This is a genomic window from Rhodoferax sp., assembly GCF_034520025.1.
In the GTDB taxonomy this organism is placed as follows: Bacteria; Pseudomonadota; Gammaproteobacteria; order Burkholderiales; family Burkholderiaceae_C; genus Allorhodoferax.
In genome coordinates this window covers 1,392,064-1,409,420 of sequence record NZ_JAXHNZ010000002.1, presented here as the reverse complement: position 1 = coordinate 1,409,420, position 17,357 = coordinate 1,392,064, and the positions used below count along the sequence as shown (strand labels likewise).

At 58.8% G+C, this 17,357-nt stretch carries 15 protein-coding genes; 11 read left to right on the top strand and 4 right to left on the bottom strand.

Annotated features, from left to right (window positions below; genetic code table 11):
* Positions 1 to 4: 4 nt before the first annotated feature.
* From U5L73_RS14995 to U5L73_RS14980, 4 genes are all read right to left on the bottom strand, one after another.
* Positions 5 to 748: an amino acid ABC transporter ATP-binding protein gene (locus tag U5L73_RS14995; RefSeq protein ID WP_322563088.1), complete on the bottom strand. Its 744-nt coding sequence runs from the start codon at positions 746 to 748 to the stop codon at positions 5 to 7.
* Positions 749 to 757: 9 nt separating this feature from the next.
* A complete protein-coding gene (locus U5L73_RS14990) occupies positions 758 to 1,861 on the bottom strand; it encodes an amino acid ABC transporter permease (protein ID WP_322563087.1) in 1,104 nt (367 codons plus the stop codon).
* 9 nt (positions 1,862 to 1,870) lie between these two features.
* A complete protein-coding gene (locus tag U5L73_RS14985; RefSeq protein ID WP_322563086.1) occupies positions 1,871 to 3,046 on the bottom strand; it encodes an ABC transporter permease subunit in 1,176 nt (391 codons plus the stop codon).
* A 116-nt stretch (positions 3,047 to 3,162) separates the two neighbouring features.
* The gene (locus U5L73_RS14980) at positions 3,163 to 4,197 is read right to left on the bottom strand and encodes an amino acid ABC transporter substrate-binding protein (protein ID WP_322563085.1); all 1,035 of its coding nucleotides are present in this window, start codon (positions 4,195 to 4,197) and stop codon (positions 3,163 to 3,165) included.
* A gap of 255 nt (positions 4,198 to 4,452) precedes the next feature.
* Between U5L73_RS14980 and U5L73_RS14975 the strand changes: the two genes are divergently transcribed.
* The 11 genes from U5L73_RS14975 to U5L73_RS14925 all read left to right on the top strand — a co-directional run bounded on the left by U5L73_RS14975 (position 4,453) and on the right by U5L73_RS14925 (position 17,333).
* Entirely contained in the window at positions 4,453 to 5,325 is an 873-nt protein-coding gene (locus U5L73_RS14975; protein ID WP_322563084.1) for an ion transporter, read from the top strand.
* Between the two features lie 23 nt (positions 5,326 to 5,348).
* A complete protein-coding gene (locus U5L73_RS14970) occupies positions 5,349 to 6,371 on the top strand; it encodes a methionine synthase (protein WP_322563083.1) in 1,023 nt (340 codons plus the stop codon).
* 2 nt (positions 6,372 to 6,373) lie between these two features.
* A complete protein-coding gene (locus U5L73_RS14965; RefSeq protein WP_322563082.1) occupies positions 6,374 to 7,549 on the top strand; it encodes a serine hydrolase domain-containing protein in 1,176 nt (391 codons plus the stop codon).
* 138 nt (positions 7,550 to 7,687) lie between these two features.
* Positions 7,688 to 9,238, top strand: coding sequence for a class I SAM-dependent DNA methyltransferase (locus tag U5L73_RS14960; RefSeq protein ID WP_322563081.1), 1,551 nt, complete (start codon positions 7,688 to 7,690; stop codon positions 9,236 to 9,238).
* Positions 9,235 to 10,401, top strand: a complete 1,167-nt coding sequence (locus U5L73_RS14955) for a restriction endonuclease subunit S (protein ID WP_322563080.1) — start codon at positions 9,235 to 9,237, stop codon at positions 10,399 to 10,401. The genes U5L73_RS14960 and U5L73_RS14955 overlap by 4 nt, the downstream gene beginning before the upstream one ends.
* Positions 10,401 to 11,195, top strand: coding sequence for a TIGR02391 family protein (locus U5L73_RS14950; protein ID WP_322563079.1), 795 nt, complete (start codon positions 10,401 to 10,403; stop codon positions 11,193 to 11,195). Before U5L73_RS14955 ends, U5L73_RS14950 begins: the two co-directional genes overlap by 1 nt.
* A 275-nt stretch (positions 11,196 to 11,470) precedes the next feature.
* Positions 11,471 to 12,385 (top strand): hypothetical protein, encoded by a 915-nt coding sequence (locus tag U5L73_RS14945; RefSeq protein ID WP_322563078.1) that lies wholly within the window; start codon positions 11,471 to 11,473, stop codon positions 12,383 to 12,385.
* A gap of 27 nt (positions 12,386 to 12,412) precedes the next feature.
* Complete coding sequence (locus tag U5L73_RS14940; RefSeq protein WP_322563077.1) at positions 12,413 to 13,042, top strand: hypothetical protein; 630 nt, start codon at positions 12,413 to 12,415, stop codon at positions 13,040 to 13,042.
* 98 nt (positions 13,043 to 13,140) lie between these two features.
* Positions 13,141 to 13,431 carry a nucleotidyltransferase family protein gene (locus U5L73_RS14935; protein ID WP_322563076.1) on the top strand — a complete coding sequence of 97 codons (291 nt, stop codon included), beginning with the start codon at positions 13,141 to 13,143 and terminating at the stop codon, positions 13,429 to 13,431.
* Complete coding sequence (locus U5L73_RS14930; protein ID WP_322563075.1) at positions 13,428 to 13,793, top strand: DUF86 domain-containing protein; 366 nt, start codon at positions 13,428 to 13,430, stop codon at positions 13,791 to 13,793. The genes U5L73_RS14935 and U5L73_RS14930 overlap by 4 nt, the downstream gene beginning before the upstream one ends.
* A gap of 69 nt (positions 13,794 to 13,862) precedes the next feature.
* On the top strand, positions 13,863 to 17,333 hold the full coding sequence (locus tag U5L73_RS14925; RefSeq protein ID WP_322563074.1) for a DEAD/DEAH box helicase family protein: 3,471 nt from the start codon (positions 13,863 to 13,865) through the stop codon (positions 17,331 to 17,333).
* Positions 17,334 to 17,357 lie beyond the last annotated feature (24 nt).

Genomic DNA, 17,357 nt, shown 5'->3' with positions numbered 1-17,357 from the left:
GTGCTTAGTGCCCTAGGATTTTGGACAAGAAGTCGCGGCTGCGTTCGTTCTGCGGGTTGTTAAAGAACTCGTGCGGCGTGTTTTGCTCCACGATTTGGCCTTGGTCCATGAAGATCACACGGTCAGCCACAGCCTTTGCAAAGCCCATTTCGTGGGTCACGCAAATCATGGTGATCCCCTGGCTGGCCATCTCAATCATTACGTCCAGCACTTCCTTGATCATTTCCGGGTCGAGGGCCGATGTGGGCTCGTCGAACAACATGATCTTGGGTTTCAAGCACAGAGCGCGGGCAATCGCTACGCGCTGCTGCTGACCGCCGGAGAGTTGCAGCGGGTACTTGTTGGCCTGGTTGGCAATGCGCACACGCTCCAACTGGATCATGGCCTTTTCTTCGGCTTCTTTTTTCGGCATTTTGCCGACCCACATGGGGGAGAGCGTCAGATTTTCCAGCACGGTGAGGTGCGGGAACAGGTTGAACTGCTGGAACACCATGCCGACCTTTTTGCGCACGTCGTCGATGGCTTTGATGTCGTCGGTCAGTTCGACGCCGTCCACAATCAGGTTGCCCTGCTGGTGCTCTTCGAGGCGGTTGATGCAGCGAATCATGGTGGACTTGCCGGAGCCCGAGGGGCCGCACACCACAATGCGTTCACCTTTGGTGACGGTCAGGTCAATGTCCCGCAGTACGTGGAAGTTGTTACCGTACCACTTGTTGACTTTGTTGAAGGTAATGATGGGTTCAGACATATTCGTTCCTTAGCGGAGTTTGCTTTTGTTCACTTGCTTTTCGATCCAGAGGCTATAGCGCGACATGGAGAAGCAAAACACAAAGTAAATGAGTGCGATGAAGATGTAGCCTTCAATCTTGAAGGGGCGCCAGTCGGAGTCCGAGTTCAGGGCCAGGCTCATAGCACCGGTCAGCTCGTACAAGCTCACGATGGTGACCAACGACGTGTCCTTGAAGGTCGAGATGAAGTTGTTCATGATGCCGGGCACGACCATGGCGAGGGCTTGTGGCAGCACAATCTTGCGCTGGGTTTGCCAGTAGCTCAGGCCCAGGGTGGCGGCCGCTTCAATTTGGCCCTTAGGCACTGCTTGCAGGCCACCGCGGATTACTTCAGCCATGTAGGCCGCAGCGAACAGCGTGATACCGGCCAGCACCCGCACCAACACGTCGATGTTGAAGCCCTGGGGCATCAGCAGCGGAAACATGAAGGACGCCATGAACAGCACCGAGATCAAGGGCACGCCACGGACCAGCTCCACGTAAATCGTGCAGAAGGTCTTGATCGCAGGCAGTTTGGAACGGCGACCCAAGGCAATCATCAAGGCCAGCGGGAAAGCCATGGCCATTGACAGCGAGGACAGCAGCAGCGTCAGCGGCAAGCCACCCCAGCGGTCGGTTTCGACCAAGGATAAGCCCATGACATCGCCGTGCATCAGCACAAAGAAAATGCCCAAGACCAGCACCCACGCCGCGCCAAGCCAGGCCTTCCAGAACATACGCATGCAGCTGGCAACCAGCAAGCTGCAGAGCAGCAGTGTGGCTACCAGAGGGCGCCACTGCTCTTCAAAGGGGTAGCGGCCAAAAATGATGATGCGGAATTTTTCCGTCACTACGCCCCAGCATGCGCCTGCCCGGTCTGCGCTGCAGGCATCAGCATTGGCGGCCCACTTGGCGTCAATCAATGCCCAGCCAAACAGGGGCGGCAAAATGTAGAGGAGGATCGCCCCCATGATGAGGGTGCCGATGGTGGTCTGCCAGCTGCCAAAAAGGTTGCTGCGGATCCAGGCAACCGCACCTTCGGTCTTGACCGGGGCGGGGCGGGCGGGAATAGGTTCAAAAGTAGTTGCGCTCATAACTAGGCCTCAGCGTTCTTTGATCGCAGAGCGGGTGTTGTACCAATTCATCGTGATGGACGTGAACAGCGATGTGCTCAGGTACACCAGCATGATGATGGCGATGCACTCCACTGCGCGGCCGGTTTGGTTGATGGCAGTGTTCGCGATAGACACCACATCCGGGTAGCCGATAGCCACAGCCAGCGAAGAGTTTTTGGTCAGGTTCAGGTACTGGTTGGTCACCGGCGGAATGATCACGCGCAAGGCCTGCGGCAGCATCACCAAGCGCATGGTGTGACCACGGCTCAAGCCCAAAGCGGCAGCCGCCTCCGACTGGCCCAACGCGACAGACTGGATGCCGCCCCGCACCACTTCGGACACAAATGCCGCGGTGTAGATCGTTAGGCCCAGCAGCACAGACAGGTACTCAGGTGTCAAGGCGCCACCGTTTTCAATAGCGAATTCACCTTGCATCGGCATATTGAGTGCAGTAGGCGCACCGCCTACCAGCCAGCCGAGCACACCGATGGCCAGAATGATGCCGATGGGAACCAGCATCATGCTCTTGGCCTTGCCGGTCTGCTCAAACGACTTTTGCGCATACACGCGGTAAGCCCAAGCGGCGGCTACGCCCAAGAGCAGACCCCACGCGCCCCAGACATGCCCTTGTGCCCATACCGGGATCGGGAAATTGATGCCGCCCTTGCTCAGAAAGAAAGGCCCGAGTACCCAAGGCTCGTTGGATGCGGGTAGCACCTCGGTGAACATCAGGTACCACATGAGCAATTGCAGCAGCACCGGAATGTTGCGGAAAAACTCCACATACGCAGCGCAAATACCCCGAACCAGTGCGTTGCGCGAAAACCGCCCAACCCCGATCAATGTGCCCAGAATAGTGGTCAGGATGATGCCCACCACTGCCACGCGCAAGGTGTTCACAAATCCCACGAGGTAGGCGCGCCAATACGACTCGCCGGAGTCAAAAGCGAAAAGACTCTCACCGATATCAAAGCCGGCAGGATTGGATAAAAAGTCAAAGCCGCTCTGGATACCGCGCAACTTCATGTTGGTCGTGGTGTTGTGTGCAAGGTAGAGCACCGTGGCCAGTACCACCACGATGGCAATGGCCTGGTAGAGCAGCCCGCGGAACGCCTGGCTGCGCCAAGACCAGGACTTTTTGGGAGGAGAGGAGGGTGTGGACATGTCAGCCCTTGAGTTCACTGAAAAAACACGCTTCAAGTGAAAAGGGCAGCGCAAGGTGAATGCAGCTGCCCTTTTCGGTAACGGAACGCCGGGTTACAGCCCTCCGTTAACTTTCATTAACGCACGGGGGGTGCGTATTGCACGCCGCCCTTGTTCCACAGGTTGTTCAAACCACGTGGTAACTGCAAGGCAGACTTGGGGCCCACGTTGCGTTCAAACATTTCGCCGTAGTTGCCGGTGGTTTTGACAGCGCGTGCCAGCCACTCTTTGTCCAGGCCAAGCAACTTGCCGGTGTCTTCCTTGGAGCCCAACAGGCGGCCGACGACAGGGTCTTGGCTGCTGGTTTTCAAGTCGTCCACGTTGGCAGCGGTGATGCCGGCTTCTTCAGCTTCCAACAAGCCGTAGACAGTCCACTTCACAATGGCAGTCCACTCGTCGTCACCGCGGCGAACCATCGGGCCCAAAGGCTCTTTGGAGATCAGCTCAGGCAAGATCATGTGGTCAGCAGGGTTCTTGGCAACCTTGTTACGGGTCGAAGCCAGGCCGGATGCGTCGGTGGTGTAAGCCACGCAACGGCCGGCGAAGTAAGCACCTTCAGCCGCTTCGAGTTTTTCAAACACGATGGGCTTGATGTTCAGCGCGTTGGCTTTGGAGAAGTCGGTCAGGTTCTTTTCGGTGGTAGTGCCGGATTGCACGCAAACGGTCTGACCTTTGAGTTGCTTGGCACTCTTGAGCTTGCTCTTCACAGGAACCATGAAGCCTTGGCCGTCGTAATAAGTCACGGCGGTTTGGGACAGGCCTAAAGAGGCGTCGCGGGTCAGCGTGAATGTGGTGTTGCGGGAGAGCACGTCGATTTCGCCAGACTGCAGAGCAGTGAAACGGGCTTGTGCGTTCAGGGGAACGTACTTCACCTTTTCGCCGTCGCCCAGCACTGCAGCGGCCACAGCGCGGCACACGTCCACGTCCAGACCGGTCCACTTGCCGTTGGAATCAGCAGCACTGAAGCCGGCCAAACCTGTGTTCACACCGCAAACCACCTGGCCACGTGTCTTGACGGCATCCAGTGTTTTGCCAGCGTGGGCGGGCACCGCAACGACAGCGCCCAGAGCAGCAACCACAGTTGCCAATGTTTTTAGTTTCTTAATGCTCATAAATCATTACTCCAAAGTATTGAATCAGCAGGGTGCACCAGATTGGTGTCTGCGCCCCGATTCTGACGCTGAACTGTAGCTTTGTGGGCTTGCGCCCTCATCGGGGTTTACCATCGAAAGGTATGCGGAAAAGTAATAACCTAATTCTCTGCATTCCCCGCGACGACTGAGTGTGGAAAGCATGAAGCATGCCACTCCACTGTCTCAGGAGGTGGCACAGTAGAGCCCCCACCGTCGAACGGCCCGCATTGTTCCATGACTACGACCTCAGAATCTTCATCTCACCTAGGTAAACCCCTCCAAGGTTGGCGGCTAACGCTGTTTACCATCATTTTCGAAGCCGATACCCGTGCCGGCCGCCTGTTTGATCAATGGCTGATTGCGGTTATTTTGGTCAGTGTGGGGGTCGTGGCATTGGGCAGTGTGAGTGCGATCGATCAGCGTGTCGGTATCTGGTTTGACGTGCTGGAGTGGATGTTCACACTGATCTTCACGGCCGAGTACATCGCCCGCTTGCTCTGTGTGCGCCACCCGATGCGTTATGCCCTGAGCTTTTACGGCATCATCGATTTGCTCTCTTTGCTGCCCACCTATGTGGCCCTGCTGGTGCCGGAGGTGTCGGCTCTGATTGACGTGCGGGTACTGCGGTTGTTGCGGGTATTCCGGGTGTTCAAGCTCACGGCCTATGTGCAGGAGTACCAGGCCTTGGCCCGCGCGCTTGCGGCAAGCCAGCGCAAGATTTCGGTGTTCTTGTCGGCGGTGTTGATGATTGTGTTGGTCATGGGCACGCTGATGTATGTGGTCGAGGGCCCGGTCAATGGGTTTACCAGCATCCCGACCTCGGTCTACTGGGCCGTCACCACCATGACTACCGTCGGGTTTGGAGATATCACCCCAAAAACCGACTTGGGTCGCTTCATTGCCTCTTGCATGATGTTGCTGGGCTGGGGCACTCTGGCGGTGCCCACGGGCATCGTGACGTCGGAGATGGCCTCCCTGCGCGGCGCGCCTGCGCCGGCCACGACCCGCACCTGCCACGAGTGCCTGACAGAGGGGCATTTGCCCGAGGCGCGCTATTGCTCGCACTGTGGGGCACACTTGTCACCGTATTTCCGCGACATTCCCTGAGCCCCCCATAACAAGGAGACACCATGTTCGAAACCGCGATTGCCGGCAGCCTGCCCAAACCCTCTTGGTTGTCAGAGACCGAGAAACTCTGGCCCCAATGGAAACTCGCCGGCCCCGAGCTGCAACAAGCCAAGGCGGACGCCACGCTCTTGTGGATCAAAGCCCAGGAGGACGCCGGGCTTGACGTGGTGGGCGATGGCGAGCAAAGCCGCCAGCACTTTGTGCACGGCTTTCTGGAGCAGGTGGACGGCATCGACTTTGAGAACAAAGTCACCATGGGCATCCGCAACAATCGCTACGACGCCCAGGTTCCCCAAGTGATTGCGCCCCTGCGGCTCAAGGGGCGAGTGCATGCGTTTGAGGCGCAACTCGCCCGCGCTCACACCAAGAAAAAGCTCAAATTCACCTTGCCCGGCCCACTGACCATTGTGGACACCGTGGCCGACCGCTTTTACGGCGACAAAAAAGCTATGGCCTTTGCGTTTGCCGAGTTGCTGAACCAAGAAGCCCTGGCCCTGCAGGCCGATGGGGTGGACATCATCCAGTTTGATGAACCCGGCTTCAACGTCTACATGCAAGACGCGGTGGACTGGGGCGTGCAGGCGCTCGAGATTGCGGCCCGTGGACTGACTTGCACCACCGCGGTTCATATTTGCTACGGCTACGGCATCAAGGCCAATAACGACTGGAAAGAAACCCTCGGCCAAGAGTGGCGCCAATACGCGCAGGTGTTCCCCGCGCTGGCGGCCAGCAGCATCCAACAGGTGAGCCTGGAGTGCTACCAGTCCCATGTGCCGCCGGACTTGATGGCGCTGCTGAAGGACAAAGACGTCATGGTCGGCGTGATCGACGTGGCCAGCGACGTCATTGAGACCCCCGAGCAAGTGGCTGACACCATCGGCATTGCCCTGCAGCATGTGCCGCGTAACCGCATATTCCCGTGCACCAACTGTGGCTTGGCCCCCATGAGCCGCGAGGTGGCCACCAAGAAGCTAGAGGCTTTGGCTCAGGGCGCTGCGCTGGCCCGCCAGCGCTACGGAGCGTGAGGGTGGGGCACACCGCAGATACGGGCTTTCACGCCCCCGCTTTGGACGCGCTGAGCCACGTGTTGCAAGCCGAGGTCAACCAAGGCCGCCTGCCCGGCGCAGTCGCCTACATTGCCCGGCGCGGCCACACGGTGCTGCACCGCGCATGGGGCCGGCAAAACCCGGCGGATGGCACGCCCATGGCGCTGGACAGCATCTTTCGCATCTACTCCATGACCAAGCCGCTGGTGTCGGTGGCTATCATGCAATTGGTGGAGCGCGGGCAACTGCTGCTCAGCGACCCGATCGGCCAGCACCTGAGCGAGTTTGCACAGGTGCGGGTGGACGATGGCCACAGCCCCGCGCCTCGGGTGCCGCAGCAGCCGCCTACGGTGCAAGACTTGTTGCGCCACACGGCGGGCCTGACCTACGAAATATTGGGCGACGACGCTATCCAGCAGCGCTATGCGCAAGCCGGCTTGGGCTCGCGCAAACTCAGCAACACAGGCTTTGCCCATGCGCTGGCTGCTATTCCCTACCGTTACGAGCCGGGCAGCATCTGGCAATACAGCCGTGCGACGGACCTGCTGGGCGCCTTGCTGGAGCGGGTCACCGGCCAGCCGCTGGGCGACTATTTGCAGACCCACATCCTCGCGCCCCTGGGCATGGTGGACACGGCTTTTGTGGTGCCAGCCGACAAGCACTCGCGTATTGCAGAGCCCTTTGCCCACGATCCCGATGGCGGCCAGCAAATGCCCCTGATGGATCTGCGCAGAGCCACGCCCATGCAAGCCGGTGGTGCGGGCTTGGGCTCTACGGCTGCGGACTACGCCCGCTTTTTACAGTGCGTGTTGAACGGCGGCACCTTGGGCGGTGTCCGCATCCTGAGTCCGGCTTCGGTGCGCCTGATGACTGCTGACCACTTGGGCGATATTCCGGTCAACCGCAGCGGCCGTGCTGCGGAGCTGCTGCCGCCGGGCCACGGCTTCGGGCTGGGTTTTGCCGTGCGCTTGCAAGAGGGCTTGGGCGCCCAATTGGGCAGCAAGGGCATGTACTACTGGAGCGGCATCTCGGGCACCGTATTTTTTGTGGACCCTGCCAAAGAGTTCTTCGCCATCCTGCTCACCCAGGCACCCAACCAGCGCAACTGGAGCCGGGCGCTGTTCCGCAACCTGGTGTACACCGCACTCAACGACTAGCGCGCAGGGTAGAGGTTTATGAGCAAAATAAGCCTCTAGCCCTTGTTAACAATGCGCAAGCAGCTAGCAAAAATATAGCAAATTAATGGGCTATGCTTAGCCGTCTATTAGTCCATCCTCCCCCTACAACCGACCCCCATGCTCACCGGCGACCTCAAAAGCAAAATCGACCAAATCTGGAACGCCTTCTGGTCCGGCGGCATCGCCAACCCCATCGAAGTCATCGAGCAGATCACCTATCTGCTCTTCCTGCGCCGCCTGGACGACCTGCACACCCTGGAAGAAAACAAGGCCACCCGCCTGAAGAAGCCCATGGAGCGCCGCATCTTCCCCGAAGGCGCGGACGCTCGCGGCCGCGCGTTCGACACCCTGCGCTGGAGCCGCTTCAAAAACGAAGCCCCCAGCGAAATGTTCGTCATCGTGGGCGAACACGTCTTCCCCTTCCTGCGCACCCTGGGCTCGGACGACTCCACCTACGCCCACCACATGAAGGACGCCCGCTTCACCATCCCCACGCCAGCGCTCTTGGCCAAGGTGGTGGACCTGCTGGACGCCGTGCCCATGGACAACCGCGACACCAAGGGCGACCTGTACGAATACATGCTGGGCAAGATCGCCAGCGCCGGGCAAAACGGCCAGTTCCGCACCCCGCGCCACATCATCCAGCTCATGGTGGAAATGACCGCGCCCACCCCGCAAGACACCATTTGCGACCCGGCCAGCGGCACCTGCGGCTTTTTGGTGGCAGCGGGCGAATACCTGCGCGAGGCGCACCCCACGCTGTTCCACGACACCAAGCTGAACCAACACTTCAACCATGGCATGTTCCATGGCTACGACTTCGACAACACCATGCTGCGCATCGGCAGCATGAACATGATGCTGCACGGCGTGGACAACCCGGCCATTACCTACCGTGACTCGCTGGGCCAAGAGCACGGCGCCGAAGAAGGCCGCTACAGTCTGGTGCTGGCCAACCCGCCGTTCGCGGGCAGCCTGGACTACGAGAACGTCGCCAAAGACTTGCTGCAAACCGTCAAGACCAAAAAGACCGAGCTGCTGTTTCTGGCCCTGTTCCTGCGCCTGCTCAAACCCGGTGGCCGCGCCGCCGTCATCGTGCCCGACGGCGTGCTGTTCGGCAGCAGCACCGCGCACAAGGCCCTGCGCAAGATGCTGGTGGAAGACCAAAAGCTGGATGGAATCGTCAGCCTGCCCGGCGGCGTGTTCAAGCCCTACGCGGGCGTCAGCACCGCCATCTTGTTCTTCACTAAGACCAACAGCGGCGGCACGGATAACGTGTGGTTCTACGACATGCAGGCCGACGGCTACAGCCTGGACGACAAGCGCCAGCCGCTCTTGGTTGAGGACAAGTTAGGCCTTCAGCGCCCGTCCGCTGTGCGCGAGCAGCTATCAAAAGAAGAGCACGCCAAAAACAACCTGCCCGACGTGCTGGCCCGCTGGGCGCAGCGTGAGGGCACGGAGCGCGAGCGCAGCCGCACCGAACAAAGCTTCTGCGTACCCAAAGCCGACATCGCCGCCAACGGCTACGACCTGAGCATCAACCGCTACAAGGAAGTGGTGCACGCACAAGTGCAGCACCGCGCGCCGGGCGAGATATTGGCCGAGCTGGCCAAGCTGGAGGATGAGATTGCGGCGGGGATGAAGGCGTTGGAGGGGATGTTGAAGTGAGTGCTTCAGCTTCTGCTCGTCTCGGCGATTTCGTCGAAATACTTTCTGGCTTTGCCTTCGATGCCGCCAACTTCTCCGATGAGGGCGAGATTGCGCTGATCAGAATCCGCGACGTATTGCGTGGACGGTCAAACACTTTCTATCGCGGTGAGTACGACGAAAAGTACTTGATCAATCAAGGCGAAATACTGATTGGCATGGACGGTGAGTTCAACCGTGCTCGGTGGCAATCAGCCCCTGCATTGTTGAATCAGCGAGTTTGCAAAATCAGGTCTATCAGTCCACGTCTAGCTGAAGAGTATCTTTTCCATTTTCTGCCTGCTGCATTGAAGTCAATCGAAGATGCAACTTCGTTTGTGACGGTCAAGCATCTTTCCGCAAAGCAGATTCGCGAGGTCGAGATTCCGCTGCCGCCGGTGGAAGAACAACGCCGCATCGCCGCCATCCTGGACCAGGCCGAAACCCTCCGAACCCAACGCCACCAAGCCCTGGCCCACCTCGACACCCTCACCCAGTCCCTCTTTCTCGATATGTTTGGCGACGATGCGCAGGGAACGCCGAGATTCCCAGTTGCCGCACTGGTTGATGTGCTTGAAACGCCCCTGCAAAATGGCGCGTACTACCCGAAGGAGGACTACACCGCAGTGGGTGGCGTTGAGATGGTTCACATGAGCGATGCGTTCAACGGCATCGTTCATCGCGGCGGTCTGAAGCGAGTGAATTGTTCAGACGCAGATTTGAAAAAGTATTCCCTTGGCAAAGAGGACATATTGCTGGCGCGACGTTCGCTTACTTACGAAGGTGCAGCGAAGCCGTGCCTCATCCCGCCAGCCACCGAGCCATTGTTGTTCGAGTCGTCGTTTATTCGGGTCACACCTGATAAGACAAAGCTCTTGGCGGTGTATCTGTTTCACTACTCGGGCAACGAGACTATTCGCGACAAGCGCGTTCGACCGTTCGTGACACAGTCAACAATTTCCGGCATCAATCAATCCAATCTGGAGCGGGTGCTAGTTGTAGTCCCCCCACTCCCCCTCCAACAAACCTTCGCCACCCGTATCCAGGCCATCGCGTCCCTCAAAGCCATCCACCGCGCAGCCTTGGCCCAGCTAGACGCCCTGTTCGCCTCGCTGCAGCAGCGGGCGTTTGCGGGGGAGTTGTGATGAGTGCGGTCTCCAGCTTTTCAGAAGGCCAAATTGAAGCGCTGTCTAGGCTGTTGGGCGAGTGTGGCTCTGGAACTGACATCACTAGGGTGCTCAACGATCGGGGTTTGGTGGACGGCTCGATGGAGTCAACCAAGTGGCGACGTTTGTATTGGGTCTTCTTAGACAGTCAAAGGCAATTAGGCTGTGGAAATCGGGTTGTCGACTTCATCCAGTCGTATTTGACACCGGCGCGTTTCGTTGGCCGCAGCTCTGAGTTTGAAATACAGCGCCAGGAGTTGAATTTGATACTGGCGTTTTCTGGATTGGAATTTGGAGCGGACGGGAAATTTCGAACACGTGAGACCGCGACAACCTTGGATGAGGCAGAGCAGCGGACGCGAACGATTCGCGCCAAGTTCGCCGGTCGTCGGATTCATCCAGAGGTGATCAAGTATTGCCGAGCGGAGTTGCTGCAGGAAAACTACTTTCACGCAGTGTTTGAAGCCGCCAAGGGTCTGGCGCAGCGAATTCGTGACATGTCTAGTGTGCAACTCGACGGCGCTGCGTTGGTCGATCAGGTCTTTTCAGTTGACCGCCCCATTCTTGCGTTTAACACGTTGCAGACGGAGACTGAACGATCCGAGCACAAAGGTTTCGCCGCACTTTTGAAGGGGTGCTTTTCTGCAGTCCGTAACCCACTGGCCCATCAGCCCAAGCTGCTTTGGCAGGGCGAAGATGACGCTGCCGACTATTTGTCTTTGATATCTCTGCTGCATCGCAAGCTTGATGATTGCGTGTGGACGCGGATGTAGCACCACGGACTTCAACCCGTATATCTCGCCTCGCTGCAGCAGCGGGCGTTTGCGGGGGAGTTGTAGTTTTGCTACTAAAAGAGGAGCTGCTTGCGCTTTATCCATGAGGGCTATAGGCGAATTTGAACCTTAAGTTAAAATTCTAGCCTGCATTCAGACAGAGCCAGCCGCAGGATGCGGCGAAGGAGATTCCCGTGGCCGCCACCCCTAACAACCCCATTCACAGTCTTTTGATCCGACTTGGCTCGGCGGGTGTACCCACGAATTTTGCGCGCATGGCTCTACCTACTTGGTGGGATGACGAAATCGCCCAAACCAAGTCCGGTCTTCAACAGGCCCAGATGTATTTCGCACGGGCTTTTCATATTGATCTGGTGAGTCTTGCCAAGACCAGTGGTCCGGTGCAGTTCGAAGAAACCCAGCGCAAATTCAAACTAAGTCGCAACGTGACGGAGCGTGATGTTTCTGTTAGCGCACATTTCGCGACTGCCATTGCCAATTTAGCGCTGGTCGGCGTGGGCACTCAGCAGACCACCGTGCCCAAAGACCCGGTGGAGTTACGCGCGGCTATTTTGCAGAAGCACAGCTGCGTGAGTCTGTGGGCTTTGTTGGCTTGGTGTGCCGAGGCCAATATCCCTGTCCTGCACATTCACAAACTGCCGGGCAAGAAGATGACAGGCTTGGTAGTGCGCGAAGACGGGCGGTTTGCCGTTGTGCTCAGCAAAAAAGGAACGCCAGCCCATCTGTTGTTTCACTTGGCACATGAACTGGGTCACATTGCCAATGGGCATTTGCAAGGTAACGGCTTTGTCGTGGATGAAAAAATTAGCGGCGCCGATGCAGGCGATGCGGATGAGAAAGAAGCTGACGCGTATGCCATTCGCCTTTTGAATGGCCAGGAGGTCAGTTATGGCCCCGGGGCGAGTTCGAATATTCGCAGTGGTATAGCGCTGTATAGGGCAGCCTTGGCGAAGGCCCAACAGGAGCATATTGATGTGGGCCACATCATTCTCAATTACGGTAAGTCGCAGCAAAATTTCCTGCTAGCCAATGCGGCACTTAAGTCGATTCCGGGTGAGTCTGATGGGATCAAGATGGTGAACAGCGCATTTTTCCAATCGCTGGATACTGGCAAGCTGTCGGACGACCAGTTTGAACTATTGAAAACGACTACTGGCTACACGGCATAACTGCGTTTCCAAATGACGCAGGCACCTATGCGCAAAGTTGTCTTGGCGGACAACGACATTATTCAGAAGCTGGCATGTTGTGGCCTGCTACAAGAGCTTTTGCAGTGGCTCGAGGTTCCTCCGGCTGAGGTTTGGGTATTGCCTTCAATGCGCTTTATGTTGCGCAAGAAGCTGAAGGTAGATGCTGCAGCTTTGGCAGATTTGGAGCAATTTCTCCTGCAAGTGTCTGACCTGCCTGCAGCGGACATCAACATGCTGGCACTCTTTCCTTTGGAGCTGGACCCAGGTGAAGCGCAAATGTTGGCCATTCTGGTGAACACGCCAGAGGTAGAACACATGGTCACGGGTGACAAACGCGCTCTGCGCTTAATTGGCGGCATGTGTGCCAGCGATCCTGCGTTGAATCAGCGATTGAATCAGGCGCGTGTGGACTGCCTAGAGTCCATCATGTTGGAGTTGATCAACGAATTCGGATTTGAAGCAGTCAATACCAAAGTTTCGCGTGGCATGGCTTTGGGTTTAGCGCTCGGTATGAGGCCTGACACTGCATTGCAGGCTAGTTTTGGAGCAAAGAAGTCGGAGGTCAATTCTCGGGAAACACTAGCGCATTACTTGGCCGATGTCCGCAGCGATGCGCTGTTTTTGCCCGGCGTTTGAGGCAGTGCTCTGCGCCAATCATGTCGCCTCGCTGCAGCAGCGGGCGTTTGCGGGGGAGTTGTGATACAAACTTTGCTTCACACCCACTGACCCAGACCATGCGCCCATCCATAGCTCTGCAGACCCACCGGGATGCCATTCGCGCGATTGCCCTCAGCCACCGAGTGACGAATGTGCGCGTGTTCGGCTCTGTGGTGCATGGCGACGATGCAGAGGGTAGTGACTTGGACATTCTGGTGGAACCCACGCAAGAGACCACCATGATGGACATTGCCAAGATTCAGCTAGAGCTGGCGCGGCTTTTACCTGTTGCGGTGGATGTACTTACACCCAAGGGTTTGCCCGCCAAATTTCGCGACCAAGTGATTGCCGAGGCGCAGGCGCTGTGAGCAAGACCGACGCACTCCGGGTGCAAGACTATCTGGCCCACATCGTGGAAGCCATAGACCGCATTGACCGGTATGTGGACGACATGGTGGAGTTGAGCTTTCTCTCTGACGAAAAGACGCAAGACGCTGTGGTGCGCAATTTCGAAATTTTGGGTGAGGCTGCCAACAACATTGAAAAGTATCACCCCACCTTTGCCCAGGCCCATGGGGATGTGCCTTGGGCGCTGATGTACACCATGCGCAACCGGGTAGCGCATGGTTACTTCAAGGTGGACTATGAGCTGGTGTGGAAGACCATTCATGCCGATTTGCCTGAGCTACGGGCTCAGGTAGCCGCCCTCATTGATGCTCAAAAGAATTGACCCCATGAGGTCAAATCAGCCGCTCTTTCAAGCAATCAGCCCGCTTTTGTCCTCATGGGGTCAAAAATAATGACCTCCAATTTCTCATTCCTGCAGGCCGAATGGCCCGCGCTCTATGCCGAGGCCACCAAGGCCGAGCACGCCGCGCTGTCCGACCCGCGCACCGCCTGCTTCTACGCCCGGCGCACGCTGGAGCTGGCGGTGGTGTGGCTCTTCCAAGCCGAAGGCGGGCGCTCTGGCCGGCTGCAGATGCCTTACAAGCCCGACCTGTCGGCGTTTTTGTTTGAGCCCAGTTTCAAGGTATTGGTGGGCCCTGCGCTGCACGCCAAGATGGACGTGGTGCGCAAGCAGGGCAACAACGCCGTGCACAGCGCGCGGCCCATTACCGCAGCAGACGCCACTGCGGTGCTGCGCGAGCTGTTTCAGGTGGCCTTTTGGCTGGCGCGCAACTACGGGCGCAACGTGGCGGCGCGGCCCGACCCTGCGCAGCAGTTCCGCGCCGAGCTATTGCCCCGCCCCAGCAATGCCGCTGCTGAGCAGGCCGCCGCCCAGGCCAGCGCACAAGCCACGCAAGCTGCGTTGCAGAAACTGGCCACCTTGGCCGACGAGCTGGCCGCGCGCGATGCAGCGCTGGCTGCGGCGCAGCTAAAGACCGCCGCGCTGGACGCCGAGCTGGACCAGCTGCGCGCCGAAGTGGCCGCCGCCAAAGCCGCCAACACGGCCACGCCCGACACACACGACTACAACGAGGCCGAGACGCGGGACCTGTATATCGACCTGCTGCTCAAAGAAGCGGGCTGGAAGCTGGATCAAAAGCGGGACCGAGAATACGAAGTGCAGGGCATGCCCAACACCGAGGGCAAAGGCTTTGTGGACTACGTGCTGTGGGGTGACGACGGCAAACCCCTGGCGGTGGTGGAAGCCAAGCGCACGCGGCGCGACGCGCGCGTGGGCCAGCAGCAGGCCAAGCTGTATGCAGACTGCCTGCACACCCAGTTTGGCCAGCGCCCGCTGATCTACACCACCAACGGCTACGAGCACTGGTTTTGGGACGACAGCACCTACCCGCCGCGCCCGGTGCAGGGTTTCCACAAAAAGGACGAGTTGCAACTGCTGGTGCAGCGCCGCACCAGCGCCAAGCCCCTGACGGGGGTGAGCATCAATGCGGACATCGTGGAGCGGCATTACCAGTTGCGCGCTATACGCCGTATTGGCGAAACCTTTGAGCGCGACCGCCAGCGCAAGGCCCTGGTGGTGATGGCCACCGGCGCAGGCAAGACGCGCACCGTAATTGCGCTGGTGGACTTGCTACAGCGCGCCAACTGGGCCAAGCGCATCCTGTTTCTGGCGGACCGAGTGGCGCTGGTGAACCAGGCGGCCAATGCCTTCAAGGCGCATTTGCCCGATGCCGCGGCGGTGAATTTGGTGACTGACAAAGATACCGAAGGCCGCGTGTTTGTGAGCACCTACCCCACGATGATGGGGCTGATCAACGAGACCGACGGCGGGCTGCGCCGCTTTGGTGTGGGGCACTTTGACCTGATCATCGTGGACGAGGCGCACCGCTCCATCTACCAAAAGTACCGCGCCATCTTTGCCTACTTCGATGCGCTGCTGGTGGGCCTGACCGCCACGCCCAAAGACGAGATCGACCGCAACACCTACAGCCTGTTTGAGCTGGAAAACGGCGTGCCTACCGATGCCTATGGCTTGGAAGACGCGATTGCGGAAGGCTACCTGGTGCCGCCGCGCGCCGTTTCGGTGCCGCTGAAGTTTCAGCGCGAGGGCATCAAATACGCCGAGCTGAACGAAGACGAACGTGCCCAGTGGGACGAACTGGACTGGGATGATGAAGGCCACGCCCCCGATGAGGTGGGCGCAGAGGCGGTGAACAAATGGCTGTTCAACACCGACACCGTGGACAAGGTGCTGGAGCTGTTGATGACGCAGGGCCACAAGGTGGCAGGCGGTGACCGGCTGGGCAAGACGATTGTGTTTGCCAAAAACAATGCGCACGCCAACTTCATTGCCGACAGGTTCAACGCCAACTACCCACACTTCGCGGGGCAGTTTGCCCGTGTCATCACCTACCAGACCGAATACGCACAGAGCCTGATTGACGACTTCAGCGTCAAAGACAAAGCGCCGCACATCGCCATCGTGGTGGACATGCTGGATACCGGCATTGACGTGCCCGAGGTGGTGAATCTGGTGTTCTTCAAGATCGTGCGCTCCAAAGCCAAGTTCTGGCAAATGGTGGGGCGCGGTACACGCTTGTGCAAAAACCTGTTTGGGCCGGATCAGCACAAGCAAGAGTTTGTGATCTTCGACTTCTGCCAGAACCTGGAGTTCTTTAGCCAGAACTTAGAGGGCAGCAAAGGTAATGTCGCCGAACCCTTGAGCCAGCGCACCTTCAAGGCGCGACTGGAGTTGTTGAGCGTGCTGGACGAGCAGCTGGCGCAGGAGCCGGGCGCTGCCAAGGTGGCTGAGCCCGCAGCGGGCTACGCCTTGACCACGGCCGCCATGCGTGCGGACACGGCCAGCCACTTGCACACGGTGGTGGCCGGAATGCGGCTGGACAACTTTGTGGTGCGCCCCCAGCGCCGCTGGGTGGAACCGTGGAGCCAGGCAGAGGCTTGGCACACCGTCACCGGCGACCAGCTGGCCGACTTGGCCCAACACGTGTCCGGCCTACCCAGCGCCGTGCGCGATGACGATGAAGAGGCCAAGCGCTTTGACTTACTGATGCTGCGTATTCAGCTGGGTAGCGCGCGGGGCGATCTGGGCTTTGCCCGGCTACGCGAGCAGGTGCGTGCGCTGGCCGATGGCTTGAGCGAGCTGGGCAGCATTCCCGATGTGAAAAAGCATATGGTGTTGATTGAGGCCGTGGCGGGCGAAGAGTGGTGGCAAGACGTGACCCTGCCCATGCTGGAGCAAGCGCGCAGGCACCTGCGCGGACTCATCAAGCTGCTGGAGAAGATAAGACGCAAACCGATTTACACCGATTTCCCCGACGTGGTGGGCGAGGGGACTGAGATTGCCTTGCCCCTGGGCGGCAGTGCGGGTGACTTTGAGCGTTTCCGGCTCAAGGTGCGGGCCTTTTTACGCACGCACGAAAATCACATCACCCTGTACAAATTGCGCCGCAACCAGCCGCTCACCGCGACTGACTTGGCCGAGCTGGAGCGCTTGCTGATCGACAGCGGAACCGCCACTGCGGAAGACGTGGCCCGTGCCGGGCAAGAAGCCCATGGGCTAGGCCTGTTTGTACGAGGGCTGGTGGGTCTGGATCGCGAGGCGGCCACCCAAGCGCTCAATAGATTTGTGGCGGGTAAGACCTTGACGGCCAACCAGCTGGAATTCGTCAACCTGATCGTCACCCACCTGACCGAGCGCGGGGTGATGGAGCCGGGGCTACTCTATGAGCCTCCATTCACCAGCTACGAGCCGCAGGGGCCAGACGTGCTGTTCACGTCTGCCCAGGTGGATGAGTTGTTTGGTGTGCTAGATCACATCAAGGCCACTGCACTAGCGGCCTAAAGCCCCGATTTGGTATGAAAGTGA